Annotated in this window: 17 protein-coding genes; 3 read left to right on the top strand and 14 right to left on the bottom strand. The window is 66.3% G+C overall.

Features of this window, described 5'->3' with window-relative positions; genetic code table 11:
* Nucleotides 1–28: 28 nt before the first annotated feature.
* From FHR94_RS07955 to FHR94_RS07890, 14 genes are all read right to left on the bottom strand, one after another.
* On the bottom strand, nt 29–838 hold the full coding sequence (locus tag FHR94_RS07955) for a CbbQ/NirQ/NorQ/GpvN family protein (protein ID WP_183325102.1): 810 nt from the start codon (nt 836–838) through the stop codon (nt 29–31).
* A gap of 55 nt (nt 839–893) precedes the next feature.
* Nucleotides 894–2249 (bottom strand): cbb3-type cytochrome c oxidase subunit I, encoded by a 1356-nt coding sequence (locus FHR94_RS07950; RefSeq protein ID WP_183325101.1) that lies wholly within the window; start codon nt 2247–2249, stop codon nt 894–896.
* A gap of 39 nt (nt 2250–2288) precedes the next feature.
* Nucleotides 2289–2741 carry a c-type cytochrome gene (locus FHR94_RS07945; RefSeq protein ID WP_183325100.1) on the bottom strand — a complete coding sequence of 151 codons (453 nt, stop codon included), beginning with the start codon at nt 2739–2741 and terminating at the stop codon, nt 2289–2291.
* 189 nt (nt 2742–2930) lie between these two features.
* Nucleotides 2931–3251 (bottom strand): carboxymuconolactone decarboxylase family protein, encoded by a 321-nt coding sequence (locus tag FHR94_RS07940; protein WP_183325099.1) that lies wholly within the window; start codon nt 3249–3251, stop codon nt 2931–2933.
* A gap of 60 nt (nt 3252–3311) precedes the next feature.
* Complete coding sequence (locus FHR94_RS07935; RefSeq protein ID WP_183325190.1) at nt 3312–3698, bottom strand: SirB2 family protein; 387 nt, start codon at nt 3696–3698, stop codon at nt 3312–3314.
* A gap of 142 nt (nt 3699–3840) precedes the next feature.
* Nucleotides 3841–5052, bottom strand: coding sequence for an NnrS family protein (locus tag FHR94_RS07930; protein ID WP_183325098.1), 1212 nt, complete (start codon nt 5050–5052; stop codon nt 3841–3843).
* A 97-nt stretch (nt 5053–5149) separates the two neighbouring features.
* Nucleotides 5150–6730, bottom strand: a complete 1581-nt coding sequence (locus FHR94_RS07925; protein ID WP_343064647.1) for a cytochrome D1 domain-containing protein — start codon at nt 6728–6730, stop codon at nt 5150–5152.
* Nucleotides 6727–7575 (bottom strand): uroporphyrinogen-III C-methyltransferase, encoded by an 849-nt coding sequence (gene cobA, locus FHR94_RS07920; protein WP_183325097.1) that lies wholly within the window; start codon nt 7573–7575, stop codon nt 6727–6729. The genes FHR94_RS07925 and cobA overlap by 4 nt, the downstream gene beginning before the upstream one ends.
* Nucleotides 7576–7594: 19 nt before the next feature.
* Nucleotides 7595–8797, bottom strand: coding sequence for a heme d1 biosynthesis radical SAM protein NirJ (nirJ, locus tag FHR94_RS07915; RefSeq protein WP_183325096.1), 1203 nt, complete (start codon nt 8795–8797; stop codon nt 7595–7597).
* An 18-nt stretch (nt 8798–8815) separates the two neighbouring features.
* Nucleotides 8816–9358, bottom strand: coding sequence for a siroheme decarboxylase subunit beta (gene ahbB / locus FHR94_RS07910; RefSeq protein ID WP_183325095.1), 543 nt, complete (start codon nt 9356–9358; stop codon nt 8816–8818).
* Nucleotides 9333–9791: an Lrp/AsnC family transcriptional regulator gene (locus tag FHR94_RS07905; protein ID WP_183325094.1), complete on the bottom strand. Its 459-nt coding sequence runs from the start codon at nt 9789–9791 to the stop codon at nt 9333–9335. Before FHR94_RS07905 ends, ahbB (FHR94_RS07910) begins: the two co-directional genes overlap by 26 nt.
* The gene (gene ahbB, locus FHR94_RS07900; RefSeq protein WP_183325093.1) at nt 9788–10321 is read right to left on the bottom strand and encodes a siroheme decarboxylase subunit beta; all 534 of its coding nucleotides are present in this window, start codon (nt 10319–10321) and stop codon (nt 9788–9790) included. Before ahbB (FHR94_RS07900) ends, FHR94_RS07905 begins: the two co-directional genes overlap by 4 nt.
* Nucleotides 10318–10803 carry an AsnC family transcriptional regulator gene (locus FHR94_RS07895; protein ID WP_183325092.1) on the bottom strand — a complete coding sequence of 162 codons (486 nt, stop codon included), beginning with the start codon at nt 10801–10803 and terminating at the stop codon, nt 10318–10320. The genes ahbB (FHR94_RS07900) and FHR94_RS07895 overlap by 4 nt, the downstream gene beginning before the upstream one ends.
* A 63-nt stretch (nt 10804–10866) precedes the next feature.
* Complete coding sequence (locus FHR94_RS07890) at nt 10867–12594, bottom strand: nitrite reductase (RefSeq protein ID WP_281375960.1); 1728 nt, start codon at nt 12592–12594, stop codon at nt 10867–10869.
* Between the two features lie 360 nt (nt 12595–12954).
* Between FHR94_RS07890 and FHR94_RS07885 the strand changes: the two genes are divergently transcribed.
* From FHR94_RS07885 to FHR94_RS07875, 3 genes are all read left to right on the top strand, one after another.
* Complete coding sequence (locus FHR94_RS07885; RefSeq protein ID WP_183325091.1) at nt 12955–13296, top strand: c-type cytochrome; 342 nt, start codon at nt 12955–12957, stop codon at nt 13294–13296.
* A 29-nt stretch (nt 13297–13325) separates the two neighbouring features.
* Nucleotides 13326–14528: a cytochrome D1 domain-containing protein gene (locus tag FHR94_RS07880; protein ID WP_183325090.1), complete on the top strand. Its 1203-nt coding sequence runs from the start codon at nt 13326–13328 to the stop codon at nt 14526–14528.
* A gap of 148 nt (nt 14529–14676) precedes the next feature.
* Nucleotides 14677–16443 carry a PHA/PHB synthase family protein gene (locus FHR94_RS07875; protein ID WP_183325089.1) on the top strand — a complete coding sequence of 589 codons (1767 nt, stop codon included), beginning with the start codon at nt 14677–14679 and terminating at the stop codon, nt 16441–16443.
* Nucleotides 16444–16468 lie beyond the last annotated feature (25 nt).

Genomic DNA, 16468 nt, shown 5'->3' with positions numbered 1-16468 from the left:
TGCGGTTAGAGGTCCATTCCCACGCCCTTCAGCCGAAAGTGGCGTGAATGGCTTCCATCAGTCCCTCCTGGACATCCGCGTCATCCGAGAGCGGCTCCACCAGGGTGGCCCGCGCCGCCTCGAGGATCGGCATCCCGCCCTGGATCAGGGTCGCGCAATAGACCAGCAGGCGAGTGGACACCCCCTCCTCCAGGTCCTGGCCCTTCATGGCGCGCAGGCTGGCGGCTAGGTTGACCAGGGCGGCGCACTGGTCGGCGGCCAGGCCGCTCTCGCGGGCCACGATATCGCGCTCCACGCGGGGCGGCGGGAAGTCGAAGGACATCGCCAGGAAGCGCTGGCGAGTGCTGGGCTTGAGGGACTTGAGGATATGCTGGTAGCCGGGGTTGTAGGAGACCACCAGCATGAAGTCGTCCGGTGCCTCGAGCAGCTCGCCGGTGCGCTCCAGCGGCAGCAGGCGACGGTCGTCGGTGAGCGGGTGCAGCACCACGGTGACGTCCTTGCGGGCCTCCACCACCTCGTCCAGATAGCAGATGCCGCCCTCGCGCACGGCGCGGGTCAGGGGGCCGTCGACCCAGCGGGTCTCGCCACCCTGCAGCAGGTAGCGCCCGGTGAGGTCGGCGGCGGTCAGGTCATCGTGGCAGGAAACGGTGAACAGCGGCTTGCCGAGCTTCGCCGCCATATGGCTGACGAAGCGGGTCTTGCCGCAGCCGGTCGGTCCCTTGAGCAGCAGCGGCAGGCGCTGGCGAAAGGCCTGGTCGAACAGGCCGCACTCGTTGCCGACGCTCTCGTAGAAGGGCACCTCGCGCTCGCTGGCGGCGGCCAGGGGGGAAACAGGCATCAGAACACTCCCGAATCGGTGAAGCGAGGGACGGCCCCGCGGGGCCGTCCGCTTATCAGAGGCGCTCGGCGCCGGTGGTCATCTGGGTGCCACCCGCCGGCACCTGCTCGCGGGTCGGGCCGAAGAAGGCATAGAGCAGCATCACGGCCCCCACGGCCACGGCGATCCCGGCGCCGAGGCGCATGACGTAGAACAGGCCGAGCTGGCTCTGCACTTCCATGAAGTTCATCCCCAGCACCCGCTGCAGGTGCGTCTGCACCACCCCGGCGAAGGTCAGGGTGAAGGTCATGAAGCACATCGCCGAGGTCATGATCCAGAAGCCCCACATGTTCAGCACCTGGTTGTACGGCTGCACGCGGCGCAGCTGCGGCATGGCGAAGCTGATGATGCCGAGCATCAGCATCACATAGGCGCCGTAGAAGGCCAGGTGGCCATGGGCCGCGGTGACCTGAGTGCCGTGACTGTAGTAGTTGATGAACGACAGGGTGTGCATGAAGCCCCACACACCGGCGCCGAAGAAGGCGATGACGGGGCAGCCGAGTGCCCAGAGCATGGCGGCCTTGTTGGGGTGGTTGCGGCTGCCCTTCCAGAACATCACGAAGGCGAACACCACCATGGCGAAGAAGGGAATCACCTCCAGGGTGGAGAAGATGCTGCCGATGGGCTGCCAGTAGCTCGGCGCGCCGATCCAATAGTAGTGGTGACCGGTACCCAGCAGGCCAGAGAACAGCGACAGGCCGACGATGACGTAGAGCCACTTCTCGATCACCTCGCGATCGACGCCGGTCATCTTGATCAGCAGGTAGCCGAGCAGCGAGGCCATGATCAGCTCCCACACTCCCTCGACCCAGAGGTGCACCACCCACCACCAGTAGAGCTTGTCCACGGCCAGGTTGGTGGGGTTGTAGAAGGCGAACAGCCAGAACACCGCGGCCAGCCACAGCCCCAGCATCAGTACCAGGTTGATGGCGGTCTTGCGGCCCTTGGCCAGGGTCATGCTGGTGTTGAACAGGAACATCAGAAACGAGATGGTGATCAACACCTTGACCCAGAACGGCTGTTCGAGGAACTCGCGGCCCTCATGGATCCCGAACTGGTAGCCGACCAGGGCGGCCGCGCCGGCGAAGGCGAAGATGGCCAGTTGCAGGTAGGCTAGGCCCGGGCTGTGGATCTCGCGCTCGGCCTCTTCCGGCATCAGATAGTAGGTGGCGCCCATGAAGCCGATCAGCAGCCAGACGATCAGCAGATTGGTATGGCTGACCCGCATGATGTTGAAGGGCATCAGCTCGGCCATGAAGTTGGGCCAGGCATAGACGGTGGCGGCCAGCAGCCCAAACACGATCTGCAGCGCGAACAGGGCCATGGCCACCATGAAGAAGGGCAGTGCCACCCTCTGGGTTGCGTATTTCATCGGTGTAGTTCTCCTTGCGTCATCCGAAGCGCTCGTAGCCTAGCCGGCGGGATGCGGTGGCCAGTCCTGGGCATCGATGCCGTCGGTCCACTGCAGGAAATCGATCAGGGCGTCCATTTCCTCGTCGCTGAGATCGAATTGCGGCATCTGACGGCGGCCCGGCGCCCCCAACGGCTGGGCACGCATCCAGGCGGCGAGACCGGCGCGGGCCGCCTCGGGATTCTCGCGTCCGCCGTAGCGGGTCCAGACGTTGCCGAGCTCCGGCGCGAAGTAGGCGCCCTCGCCCATGATGCTGTGGCAGTTGATGCACATGTTCTTTTCCCACACCTCCTTGCCGTGCTTGACGGACTCGGTGAGCCCCTCGCTGTCGGTAGACGTGTTGACCATGTACCAGTGGCTGTGGGCCGTCAGGGCGGCGAACAGCAGAAAGAAGAACAGCGACCCGCCGTAGAAGATGTTGCGGGCCGCCGACTTGGTGAGACCGTCGGCCATTGACCTTACCCCCTTGCTCGTGTGGTACCGCAGCCATCGGGCAAGGGCTGCGGCGCGCTTTTTAAGATGTATTGAAAATGCATGTTAAGAGTAGCAGGAGATCACCCGCCGGAGCCTTGACGCCGGTCAAATTCCGCGAAGAGGAAGGCGGATGGCCCCTCGACGAGGGGCCCTTCGCTCGGCAAGGCCTCAATTCCCTTCCGTGATGTCCTCGATCCAGGTCAGGGCGGCGACGCCGCTGGGCAGGCCCAGGGTGGGAATGGACAGCATGGCCACCTGCCTGAGGGCCTCGGGGGACTCGCCTTCGGCCAGGCCGCGACGCACATGGGAATGTACGGCCCCCTCGGAGCGGGCCCCCACGGCCAGCGCCAGCTTCACCAGGCGGCGTGTGCGGGCGTCTAACGGGCCGGCCTCCGCACACGCCTTGCCCAGCGCGGTATAGGCCTCCCAGACCTCGGGATACTGCTCGGCCACCTGGCCGGCGCCGGCGGGAAGATCCTCTATCGACATGGCATCGTCCTTTGAAAGCTGAGTGGCGAGGTCAGTATAGGACAGTGAGCGCCAAGCGTTTCACGCCAGCCAGGAGAGCGGACTGTGGCGGACCGCCGCGCCGATCATGTAGGCGAATACCGCCACGGCGGCCAGCCCGGCCGCCCCGCGTACCACCGGCGTGCGCCCGCGCTTGATCGCCAGCGTGCCCAGGACGACATAGGCCACCAGGGCCAGCAGCTTGGCGGCCAGCCAAGGCTGCTGCTGGGGCCACAGCGAGAGGCCGACCATCAGCCAGACCCCGAGACCGAGCAGGACCGTGTCGACCAGATGCGGTACCACCTTCACCCAGCGCCGCTGGAGGATCGGCGCCTCGCGCACCGACCACCAGGCGCGCAGCATGAAGAAGAGGATGCTCAGGGTCGCCGCACTGACATGCAGCTGCTTGATCAGGACATAGTGTTCCAGCAAGTCTTCCTCCGGGCTGCGGGCTGCGGGCTGCGGGCTGCGGGCTGCGGGCTGCGGGCTGCGGGCTGCGGGCTGCGGGCTGCGGCAGGAGTATCGCTCGAAGCGCGAAGCCCGCGGCTCGCCGCTGGCGCGAAGCGCCCGGCTAGCCGTCCTGGCCGTCCGCCCGGGGCGACAGCAGCGGTCCCGTATAGTGGAACAGGAAGATGGCGTAGGCCAGGCACCAGAAGAGGATGCCGAGGCTATAGGTCCAGTGGCTGATCTGCGGGAAGAATGCCAGCACCGGCGAGCGCACCACGGCCGCGGCGAGCATCAGCCCTAGGGCCACCCCGATGCCCGGCAGGGTGCGGATGGGGCGTGCGGTATGGCCCAGCGAGACCCGTGACATCATCGCCAGCATCATGGTGCCCATGCCACCCACGGTCAGGGCATGCACCGCCAGGTCGGCCCGGAAGACCCCCAGCGCTGCCAGTGCCCACATCGCCAGGCCCAGGGGGATGAAGGCGTAGCTGCCATGCAGCCCCCACAGCAACGGCTCGCGCCAGCTGTAAAGCCCACCCCAGCGGGCCAGGCGAACGGCATTGGATAGAGCCGCCAGCCCCATCAGCACCGCCATCAGCGTGCCCGATAGCGGCACCGTCAACATGACCAGCAGCTGGGCCACCACCACCGCCAGGGTGCTGCCTAAGGTCAGGCGCTCCAGGGCCGGGATCGGGTCAGGCTTGGGACGCCCCAGGCGATTGGCGGTGAACATGGCGATCACCCGGCCGCCCACGACCACCATCAGCAGGGTGACCAGCAGCACCGCGAGGTAGGCTGACTGGCGAATCAGCTCGGCATCGCCGTTCATCACGCCCAGATGCATCCCCAGGTTGGCGATGACCAGCAGGGTAAGCGCCGGCAGAAAGATCAGGTTGCGCCAGCGCCTGGCCCTGACCACCAGGTGCGCCATCACGACGGCCACCAGCGGCAGGAAGGCCAGGTCGACCAGCACCGGCAGCCAGGTCGGCAGCCCCAGGGGGAAGGCCATCAGGGCACGGCCTGCCAGCCAGAGGCCGACCAGTCCCAGCAGCGGGCCTCCCTTGAGGCTCGGCAGGCCGGTCCAGTTCTGTACCGCGGTGAGCAGAAAGCCCGCCACCACCGCGGCGGCGAAACCGAACAGCATTTCGTGCTGGTGCCAGAACAGCAGTCCCCCATGGGGGCGCAGCAGGATGTCACCGTGCCAGAAGGCCAGCCAGACGATCATGGCGACCACGCTGAACAGCGCGGCCAGCAGGAAAAAGGGGCGAAAGGCCAGCCGGGCCACCGGCAGGCGCGTCAGCATGGAGGAGCGTGCGGAAGAGGAGAAAGACGGCATGGCGCGATACCCGTCGAAAACGCTTGGATATGGTCATTGTGCCCCACTCCCGGCACGCCTTCCATGACAGGTATCAAGAATACTTCTTTTGATACCCTCAGTGGCTGGTGCCCTCCTCGTACCTTGTCTTGTTCCAGACGTTGTACTTGCCGGAGGGCTTGCTCATCGGGATGCGCTGCTCCTCCTCCAGGCTATGGGCGTCATAGACGATCACCGCCCCGTCGTCCTCCCAGAGGCTAAGCAGGGCCTTCTCGCCGTACCGATCGAACTCCACGTGGGCGGCGGTCTTGCCGGGTTCGGGAATCAGGGTCTCGACGATCTCCAGGCTCGCCTTGTCGATCACGTGGACCCGGTCGCGGCTCGGACCGAAGAAGACGTCTACCCAGGCATAGGGCGAGCCCGCATGGCTGCGCATGAAGAAGCCGGGACCGTCGGTCTCGAGGGTCTTGACCAGTGTCCAGTCCTGCATGTCGATGATCGACACCGCCGCCTTACCCAGGTGAGGGATGGCCATCACCCGGCGTCCCTCGTGCTCCCAGGTGATGCCCGAGCCCAGGTGCGGCATCCCGGCGAGAGGCAGGTCGGCGACCTTCTCGCCGCTGTCCAGGTCGACCACCATGCCGCCCTGGCCGTCCCGCGAGGCGCCGATGACGTGGCGGTAGTCCAGGTCGAAGAAGAAGTCATCCAGGTAGCCCGGCACCGGGATGCGCCGCACCCGGAAGCTGGGCGTGTCGTGGCCGCGTTGCGGCGCCAGCGGCGTCGCCATATGCCCGGTGGCGACCACCGGCTCGGTTGGCAGCGGCCAGGGGATCTCCCACACCTCCTCGATGTCCTTGAGGGCGGCGATGAAGCTGCCCCGGGGCGGTGCGGCGTAGACGGCGCTGACCCGGGAGCTCTCGCCGGCCGCGCTCGCCACCGGATAGACCTTCATCAGGTCCAGGTTGTGGGCGTCGAAGAGCACCAGGCTGTGGGGCAAATAGTTGGCGGCCATCACGTAGCGCCCATCGGCGGAGACGGCGATGTTGCGCATGTTGATGCCGGCGCGCACCTCGGCCACCACCTCGAGGTTGTAGAGGTCGACCTTGGTGATCCAACCGTCCCGGGAGCCGAAGAAGACATAGCGACCGTCGGGGGTGTACTTGGGTCCACCGTGCAGGGCATAGCGGGTCTCGAAACGGTGGAGTCGCGCGAAGGTGTCGCCGTCGAGCAGGCTGGCGTGATGGTCGCCGGTCTCCACCACGAGGAAGAGGTTGAGCGGGTCGGCATCGAAGACCGGCGCGTCAGGCAGGCTACCGTCGGGATGCGGGACGACCTGGCTTTCCAGGATATCCGCCTTCGTCCAGGTGGGTTCGACCTCGGGCGCGCGGTAGATCCACTCGGCCAGGGAGGCGATCGCCTCGTCGTCGAGCGTCTCGCCGAAGGCCGGCATCTGGCTGGCGGCGCGCCCGTCACGAATCACCGCCTCGGCAGCCGCCGGCGTGAGGCGCGAGAGGTTGCCCGGCAGCAGTGCCGGGCCGAGGCCGCCGAGGCGCTCCTCGCCGTGGCAGGACGCGCACCGGGCCTGGTAGAGGGTCTCGGTATCATTGGCACCGGCCGCCGCCCCGGTCACGCACAACACCAGCAGTGTCGCCGCGGCCAGGGCCTGCCGGGCCATGCGGAGGGAAACAACGCGTTTCACAGGGCCATTCGCTCCCGTACCAGTTCCCGGGTCTCGCCCTCGGCGAAGATCGCCTCTTCCGGGGCCGGCTGGGCCAGGGTATCGGCCAGGCACACCACCTCGCCCACCACAATCAGGGTGGGCGGCGTGAGCCCTTCGCGCTCGATGGTCGTGACCAGCTCGCCCAGGCAGGTGATCATCCGGCGCTGCTCGGGGGTGGTGCCCCGCTCCACCAGCGCCACCGGATGGCTCGCCGGCAGGCCATGGGCCATGAGCCGATCGCGGATCAGTGCCGCATTGGCCAGGCCCATGTAGAACACCACGGTGTGATGCGCCGCCGCCAGGGCCGCCCAGTCCAGGGCCAGCTCACCGTCGCCCTTGCAGTGGCCGGTAACGAAGGTGACGCTCTGGGCGTGGTCGCGATGGGTCAGCGGGAAACCGCCGTAGGCCGCGCAGCCCTGAGCGGAGGTGATCCCTGGCACCACGCGGAAGTCCACGCCGTGGGCGATCAGCATCTCGGCCTCCTCGCCACCGCGTCCGAAGATGTAGGGGTCACCCCCCTTGAGGCGCACCACCCGCCGGCCCTCCCCGGCCAGACGCACCAGCAGGGCGTTGGTCTCCTCCTGGGTCAAGGCATGGCAACGCGAGGCCTTGCCCACATAGAAGCGCCGGGCCCGAGGGCTGGCCAGGGCCAGTACCTCTCTCGAGACCAGACGGTCGAAGACCAGGCAATCGGCCTGCTCGATCAGCGACAGAGCCCGCAGGGTCAAAAGGCCCGGATCGCCAGGGCCTGCGCCGACGATGGCCACCTCGCCGGGGGAGAGGGGCGCCTCGGCCAGGGCATGGGAAACACGACGTGACGGCATGGCGGGTTCCTCGCGAGCCTCAGGTGATCTCGACGGCCTGGATGGGATCGAAGGGGGCGGCCACGCGACGCTCGCTTGCCTCGGCGATGCCGATCTCGGCGTTGGTCAGGTAGCAGCCGGGATCCTCCTCCCAGGGATCGCCGCTGATCTTCCAGGCGCGCACCCGGGTGTTACCGTTGCAGATGGAAAGAAAGCGGCACGCGGCGCAGCGTCCCTTGACCGGCCTGGGGCGCTGTCGGAAGCCGACCATCAGCGGGTCGCGGGTGTCACGCCAGATCGCGGAGAAGGGGCGGTTGCGGACGCTGCCCAAGTCATGGTCCCACCAGAAGGTGTCGGGATGCACGTGGCCCAGGTTGTCGATGTTGGCGATATGCTCGCCGGAGGCGTTGCCGCCCCAGTGGATCAGCCGCTGTTCCAGGGCCTCGGCCTCGCCGGGGAAGTGCTCCCGAGCCCACATCAGCAGGAAGGGACCATCGGCGTCGTTGTTGCCGGTGACATACTCCCGCTCCACGCCTCTCTCGAGCTCCTCCCGGCAATGGTCGAACAACCGGGTCATGGCGTCGCGGGTCATGCGGTACCAGGCGTCCTGCTTGCTGTGGCGCCGGCCGCGGCCGCCGTAGTTGAGGTGCGAGAGGTAAAACTTGTCGACATCGTGCTCGTCAATCAAGGCCAGGATATCGTCGAGTTGCTCGACATTCTCGCGGGTCAGGGTGAAGCGCAGCCCCACCTTGATGCCGCGTTCCTTGCACAGCGCCACCGCATGCATCGACTCGCGGAAGGCGCCCTTACGCTGACGGATGGTGTCATGGGTGGCCTCCAGGCCGTCGATGCTGATCCCCACATAGTCGTAGCCGACCTCGGCGATCGCGTCGATGTTGGCCTCGGTAATCAGGGTGCCGTTGGTGGAGAGGCCGGTGTAGAGACCCAGTTCCCGGGCGCGATGGGAGAGCGCGAAGATGTCGGGACGCATCAGCGGCTCGCCGCCGGAGAGGATCAGCGCCGGCACGCGGAAGGCGGCCAGGTCGTCGAGGACCGCATGGGCCTCGGCGGTGGAGAGCTCGCCGGCGAAGTCGATGTCTGCCGAGGTGGTATAGCAGTGCTTGCAGGTCAGGTTGCAGCGGCGGATCAGGTTCCAGATCACCACCGGGCCGGGCGGCTTGCGCGCGGGAGGGATGGGGCCCGGCTCGATCAGCGACTTGATATAGCGGGTGACGCGGAACATGGCGTTCTCCTGCCTTGGTTACGCTTGCGGGGCGCGACGCGCCAGGCGCAGCCCGGTCTTCTTGAGAATGCGTGAGCTGTAGAGGATGCGGTGGTCACGACACGCCTCACCCAGGCGCTCGCGCAGCACCGCCGCCTGACGCTCGACCTCCTCCCGGCTTTGGCCGTGGAGCATGGCGAAGAGGTTGTAGGGCCAGTGGGGCCGGTGACGCGGGCGGCGATAGCAGTGGCTGACGCCCTCGATGGCGGCCACCTCGCGGCCCAGGCGGTCGATCTGGGCATCGTCGACATCCCATACCGTCATGCCGTTGGCCACGTAGCCCAGGCGATAGTGGTTGGGCACGGCGGCGATGCGACGGATCACCCCGCGCGCCGCCATCGCCAGCATGCGCTCGAGCACCGCCTCGCCGTTCAGGCCCACCTCGCGGCCCACCGCGCCCCAGGGGTCGGGGACCAGTGGCAGGCCGGCCTGGGTGGCCAGCACGATGGCACGGTCGTGCGCGTCGAGCCCCTGCTCGTCGCGGACCGGGCACTCCCTAGACGGGCAGGTGGAGACGGACATGGAACTCCTCCTCCTTGGGCATGTTGTAGACCGGCAGGCCCGTCGCCGTCTCGATGGCCTCGATCACCTCAGCGATGCGCGCCGGGGTCTCGGTGGCCAGCACGAACCACATGTTAAGGACATGCTCACGGCGATAGTTGTGGGCCACCTCGGGGAAGGCGTTGATGGTCTCGGTAACCCGCTCGAAGTCCGCCTCCGGCACCGCCAGCGCCGCCAGGGTCAGGCCACCGCCCAGCCGCTCGGCGTGGTACATGGGCCCGAAGCGGCTCAGCACGCCATCCTCGCGCAGGCGCGAAAGGCGCTCGAGCAGCTCACCCTCGGTAAGGCCCAGTTCCTCGGCCACCGTCGCATAGGGGCGAATCACCAGCGGCAGGCCGTTCTGCAGGCGGTTGAGCAATCGCCGGTCGACGGCATCGAGCACGGCCGGGCTCATGCGTCGCCCTCCCGGGCATAGCGGCCACCGCACTGGCGGTAGGCGTGCTGGCTGAACAGCACCCGGCACTCGATGTCCCCCAAGCCGTGACGCTCGACGATCGTCGCGAGCTCGGCCAGCACCCACTCGCGGCGGGTGCCGTGAAGCATGCAGAAGAGGTTGTAGGGCCAGTCGGGTAGGCGGCGCGGTCGCCGGTAGCAGAGGGTCACCGCGGTCTCCCGGGCCAGGCGCCGGCCGACCTCGGCCACCCGCGTATCCGGCACGTCCCACACCACCATGGCGTTGGCCTGGATACCCAGGCGGCGATGGCGCACCACCAGCCCCAGGCGCTTGATCAGCCCCTCGGCCTGCCAGCGGCGCACACAGGTCATCACCTCGTCCTCGGTGAGGCCACTCTGCTCGGCCAGGATCTGCCAGGGCCGGGGCGAGAGCGGCAAGCCCTGCTCCAGCAGCACGCGCAGGCGGTGCTGGGCCGCGGGCTCGCCGAGTTGGCGATCCGGTTCGACGACGATCGGGATGGCGACGGTCATGCATCCTCCAGTTCGGCCCAGGGAATGGGGAAGGAGAGGTCGATATGAAAGCCCTCCAGCATTGGCAGACGCAGGACCGGTACGCCCAGGCGCACCTCCAGGGTCTCGAGCCGCGCCTCGAGCTCGGGTGCGTCCGGTGCGGTCATCACGAACCACAGGTTGTAGTCGTGTTCACGGGCATAGTTGTGGTTGACACCCGGGGCGGCATTGATGAGTGCGGCGAAGGCATCGCGTTCGGACTCGGGCACGGCCACGGCGGCGAGCAGACTGGCACCGGCTCGGGTGTGGTCGAAGACCGGCCCCACACGGCTGAGCACCCCCAGCGACTGCAGCCGCTCTAGGCGCGCGATCACCTCCGCCTCGGAGGTGCCCAGGCGCTCGGCGACGGTGTGGAAGGGCCGGGTGCAGACCGGCAGGCCACGTTGGTAGCTATCGATCAGGCGACGATCCAGGGTATCGAAGTCTCGGGCTTGGCAAGGCATCGGCACAGCTCACTCGAGCGAAGGGCAGTCGGGCGGGCCCGCAGGCCCGCCGTGCTTTCCCGGTCAGTAGATGTCGTGCTGGGTGTTGAGGACATTGAACTTGCCGGTCGGGGTGACCAGCCGTTCATCCTTGATCACCTTCTTCAGCTCGCGGGTCTTGTCATCGACAACCACCAGGGCGGAGGTCTCGTCCATGGTGTTCCATACCGAGAACCACACCTCGTCGCCGGCCTTGTTGTACTCGGGCTGCACGACCCGCTTGGGCCCCTCGCCGACCTCGGCCCACTCGGCGATGGGTAGCACCTCGAAGCCCGCCTCCAGGTCATTGATGTCGAAAACCGCCACACTCTGGCTGGGCCCTTCGCCCGGGTTGAGGGCGGTGTCGACGTAGAGGTTCTCGGACTCCGGGTGGGTCTTGATGAACAGCGAGCCGCCGCCCTGGCCTTGCAGGGTGCGCACCACCTGCCAGGCGTTGTCGGGGTGCCCTTCCGGGTCGGTGCCGATCAGCTGGACGGTGGCATCGCCGAGGTGGCTGGTGGCCCACACTGGTCCGAACTCGGGATCGATGAAGTTGGCCCCGCGCCCTGGATGCGGGATCTTGCCCACGTCGACGATGGCCTCGAGCGCACGCTCCTGGGCATCGATGACCACGATCTGGTTGGACTCGTTAGCCGCGGTCAGGAAATAGCGCCCGGTGCTGTCCCAGCCACCATCATGCAGGAAGCGGGAGGTGTCGATCTCCACTGTGGAGAGGGCGTCCAGGTCCTCGTAGTTGACCAGCTGAACTTTGCCGGTCTCCTTGATGTTGACGATGAACTCCGGGTGCTGGTGGGAGGCCACGATGGCCGCCACGCGAGGCTCGGGGTGGTATTCCTGGGTATCGACGGTCATGCCCCGGGTGCTGACGATCTTCAGCGGCTCCAGGGTCTGGCCATCCATGATCACGTACTGAGGCGGCCAGTAGGCGCCGGCGATGGCGAACTTATCCTCGAAGCCCTTGTACTTGGAGGTTTCCACGGAACGCGCCTCCATGCCGATCTTGATGGAGGCGACGATCTCGGGCTCCTCCATCCACAAGTCGATCATGTCGACCTTGGCATCGCGGCCGATGACGAACAGGTAGCGGCCGGAGGCGGAGAGACGCGAGATGTGCACCGCATAGCCGGTATCGAGGACCTTGACGATCTCCTTGGTGCCACCGTCGATCAGGGCGATCTGGCCGGCATCACGCAGGGTGACCGAGAACAGGTTCTCGAGCTCCAGGTCGTTTTTCTGCTCGGTGGGGCGATCCTCCGGCGCCACCTTCACCTCCCAGGTCTCCTGCATCTTCGGCATGCCGAACTCCGGCGGTACCGGCGGCTCATGCATGATGTACTTGGCCATCAGCTCGACCTCGTCCTCGCTGAGATCGCCCGAAGTGCCCCAGTTGGGCATACCGGCCGCGGAGCCGTAGGTGATGAAGGCCTTGAGGTACTCCAGTCCCCGTTCCTGGGTAATGTCGGAGGTCAGCGGCTTGCCGGTGGCCCCCTTGCGCAGCACCCCATGGCAACCGGCACAGCGCTGGAAGTAGATCTGCTTGGCCTTCGCGAACTCGGCCTCGGTCAGGTCCGGCGCCCCAGGCGTGCGCATCACCTTGGCGGACTCGGCCTCCACCGCCGACTCGGTGCCCTGATAGGCCGCCTTGGACTCATCGATGTCCTTATGCGGCTGGGCATGCGCCACACCGATACCCAGGGCCGCGGCGGTCACCGCCACCGCCAGGGGTTTGAGATACCCGTCTTTCTTCATCATCGGTCCACCTCTGTCATGATCCTCGAAGGGCGTTCGCCAGGCCCTGATGTTGTCGTTATGTGCTGGACGGTCACCAGAATCGAGCAGCATACGACATGGCCGATGACCCTCCTTGGCGTCAAGGCTGGCCCAATAACCCGCACACTTCATGCGTCTTTAGGGGGGCCTGCCCGGCTTTCCCGGGGAAGCTTGACCTGCATCAAAGGCGGCCCGACCCTACCTCCAAAAGCCGATTGCCAATTCCTCGCCCATCGGCTCCCTTGTGAGGAAGTGCCCGCGGATTGATCCCCGTCATGGTGGCCACCCCCGGCCGCCACGACACTGGCGGCACCCCGTTCGGCCCTGCTGCGAGGAGAGCCCATGCCCCTGCACCGCCTGCCCTGCGTCATCCTGGTCACGCTCCTGCTCCAGCCCCCGGGGACCGTCCTGGCCGAGAAGCCCCTCTCCGCGGCGCGTCAGGCGGAGCTCGAGACCCTGCTCTACCAGGACTGCGGCTCCTGTCACGGCATGACCCTGCGTGGAGGCCTGGGGCCGGCCCTGCCGGCGTCACGCATGAACGCCTATAGCCGCGACAGCCTGGCCTCGCTGATCCTTAACGGCGTTGCCGGCACCGCCATGCCCGGCTGGGCGGGACTGCTCAGCGAACAGGACGCCCGCTGGCTCGCCGATCACCTACAGCACGACAACCCGCTGAAAGAGTGAACCCTCTCGATGATCCAGAAGGAGTGGCCATGCTTTCTCAAGGCTTTCGCAAGCCCCTCGTCGCCGTCTCGTTAACTGCCCTGCTGACCGGCTGCCAGGCCACGCCGAACGCGGAGCTTCGCGGCACCGGCGACCTCGGCGTGGTCGTCGAGCGCGCCACCGGCAGCCTGGCGGTGGTGGACACCAGCGAGCACCGCCTACTCGCGCGGGTCGAGGGACTGGGCGATCTGTCCCACGCCTCGGTGAAGTTCAGCCGGGATGCCCGCTACGCCTTCGTCTTCGGTCGCGACGGCGGACTGAGCCGGGTCGACCTGCTCACCGGCACGATCACCCACCGAGTGATGCAGTCGGGTAACAGCATCGGCGGCGCCATCTCCCAGGATGGGTCCCTGGTGGCGGTGGCCAACTATGAGCCGGGAGGGGTGCGGCTCTTCGACAGCGAGACCCTCGAGCCGGTCGCCAACATTCCAGCAACCTACCGGGACGAGGCCGGCCAGGAGCAGCGCTCCAAGGTGGTGGGGCTGGTGGATGCCCCGGGGAACCGCTTCGTCTACAGCCTGTTCGAGGCCGACGCGATCCACGTGGTCAACATGAGTGGCAAAACGCCCGAGGTGACGCGCTTCACCGATATCGGCGAGGCGCCCTACGACGCCCTGATCGGCCCCAACGGGCGCCACTACATCGCCGGCCTGTTCGGCGAGGATGGCCTGGTGCTGCTCGATCTCTGGCATCTCGAGGACGGGGTCCAGCGCATCCTGCCCGATTACGGCCGTGGTGAGGCGCGCCTGCCGGTCTACAAGATGCCGCACCTAGAGGGCTGGGCGATGGCCGGCGGCGAGGCCTGGCTACCGGCGGTGGGCCGCCATGAGGTGCTGGTGGCCGACACCGACAACTGGTCGCTCACGGGTCGTATCTCGGTCCACGGTCAGCCGATCTTCGTGATGCGCCGTCCCGACGAGCGCCAGGTGTGGGTCAACTTCGCCCACCCGAATAACGATGTGGTGCAGGTGATCGATACCGAGCGTCGCGAGGTGGTGGCGACCCTGTCACCCGGCGAGGCGGTGATGCACATGGAGTTCACGCCTAGGGGCGAGCAGGTGTGGATCTCGGCTCGGGACAGCGACCGGGTGGTGATCTATGACACCCGCACCCTGGAGGAGGTCGCCCGCCTGCCCAGCGAGTCGCCCAGCGGCATCTTCTTCACCGACCGAGCGCATCGCATCGGGCTCTGACGCATGTCGTGATACCTTGACTCGCGGCGAACCTGCCATGGCATTCTCCCTCAGAGGGGGGAACAAAGCATGGGCGCGCGCTCAACCGCCTTCGCTTACTCAGGCGATGATCGCAGCCAGGGCCGAATACCGAGGAGAATAAATGATCATGAACAATTATAATCACGCGGATTCTCGACATGCCCCGCACATCGGGCACAATGCCACGCGCATGCTGGATCGGACGATCAAGGCCAATATGGCCTCTCTGACGGGGGGCATCACCCCCGCCGGCGTGTCCACGGTCATCTATGAGTGGCTTGCCCACCTGGCCATGTCCCCGGGCAAGCAGTTGGAGCTGGCTGAGGAAATGGCCTACAAGTTCGAATACCTGCTTCATCATTCACATCAGCTTCCCCTGGGAGTGGACAGCAAGCCCTGTATCGAACCCGGACGGAACGACAGCCGCTTCAAGGGAGAGGCCTGGTGCCGCTGGCCCTATAACCTGATCTATCAATCCTTTCTCCTGCAGCAGGAGTGGTGGGAAAGCGCCACCACCAATATCGACGGCCTGTCAAACACCACCGAGAACGTGGTGTCCTTCATCGGCCGGCAGATGCTCGACCACTGGTCGCCTTCCAATTTCCCTTGGCTCAACCCGGAAGTCATCGATGTGACCCTGGAACAAGGCGGCATGAATTTCCTGCGCGGCTGGGAGAACTTCTGCGAGGACTGGGAGCGACGGATGAGCGGATCTCCCCCGGTGGGTACCGAGCAGTTCAAGCTCGGCGAGAACATCGCCACCACGCCGGGCAAGGTCATCTATCGTAATCACCTGATCGAACTGATCCAGTACACGCCGACTACCGAAAAGGTCTATGCGGAGCCGGTGCTGATCATGCCCGCCTGGATCATGAAGTATTACATCCTCGACCTGACCCCGAAAAAATCCCTGGTGCGCTACTTGCTGGACCAGGGTCATACGGTGTTCATGATTTCCTGGCGCAACGTGACCTCCGAGGATCGCGAACTGGGCATGGGGAGCTATCGGCGTCTGGGGCCCGAGGCGGCTCTGGAGGTGGTGTCGTCGATTCTGCCGGATCGCAAGATTCACGCGGTGGGCTATTGCCTGGGGGGCACGCTGCTGTCGATTCAGGCCGCCGCCATGGCCCGGGACAACGACAACCGCCTGGCCTCGCTTACCCTACTGGCCGCCCAGGTCGACTTCACCGAAGCCGGCGAACTGTCGCTGTTCATCACCGAGAGCGAGGTGGATTATCTCGAGAGCATGATGCAGGAGCGCGGCTATCTGGATGGCCAGCAAATGGCCGGCGCCTTTCAGCTGCTGCGCTCCAATGACCTGATCTGGTCGCGAATGGTACGCGACTACATGCTCGGCAAGCGCCAGAAGATGAATGCCCTGATGGCCTGGAACACAGACGTGACCCACATGCCCTACCTGATGCATGCCCAGTACCTGCGCCGCCTGTATCTCAACAACGACCTGGCCACCGGGCGCTATATCGTCGGCGACCGTCCTATCGCTATCACCGACATCAACGCGCCGATCTTCTCCGTGGCCACCAGCAGCGACCACGTCGCCCCTTGGCGCTCGGTCTACAAGATTCATCTACTCACCGACACCGACGAAGTCACCTTCCTGCTCACCAGTGGCGGCCACAATGCCGGTATCGTCAGCGAACCGGGCCATCCACGACGCACCTATCAGGTCGAGACTCGCCTAGAGAAACAGAGCTACATCGATCCGGATACCTGGCATAAAACGATGCCCACGCACAAGGGCTCCTGGTGGCTGGTCTGGCAGGCCTGGTTGGAAGAGCGCTCCTCCAAGGAACAGATCGATCCTCCGGCGATGGGCGGCGAGCCCTATTCGCCGCTCACCGATGCCCCGGGCACCTATGTACTGCAACAATAACGCCCTCTTCTTCGCCGACCGGTGA

The organism is Halomonas cerina (assembly GCF_014192215.1).
GTDB lineage: Bacteria > Pseudomonadota > Gammaproteobacteria > Pseudomonadales > Halomonadaceae > Halomonas > Halomonas cerina.
The sequence above is the reverse complement of the archived record's forward strand: the minus strand, read 5'-3'. Positions and strand labels throughout refer to the sequence as shown.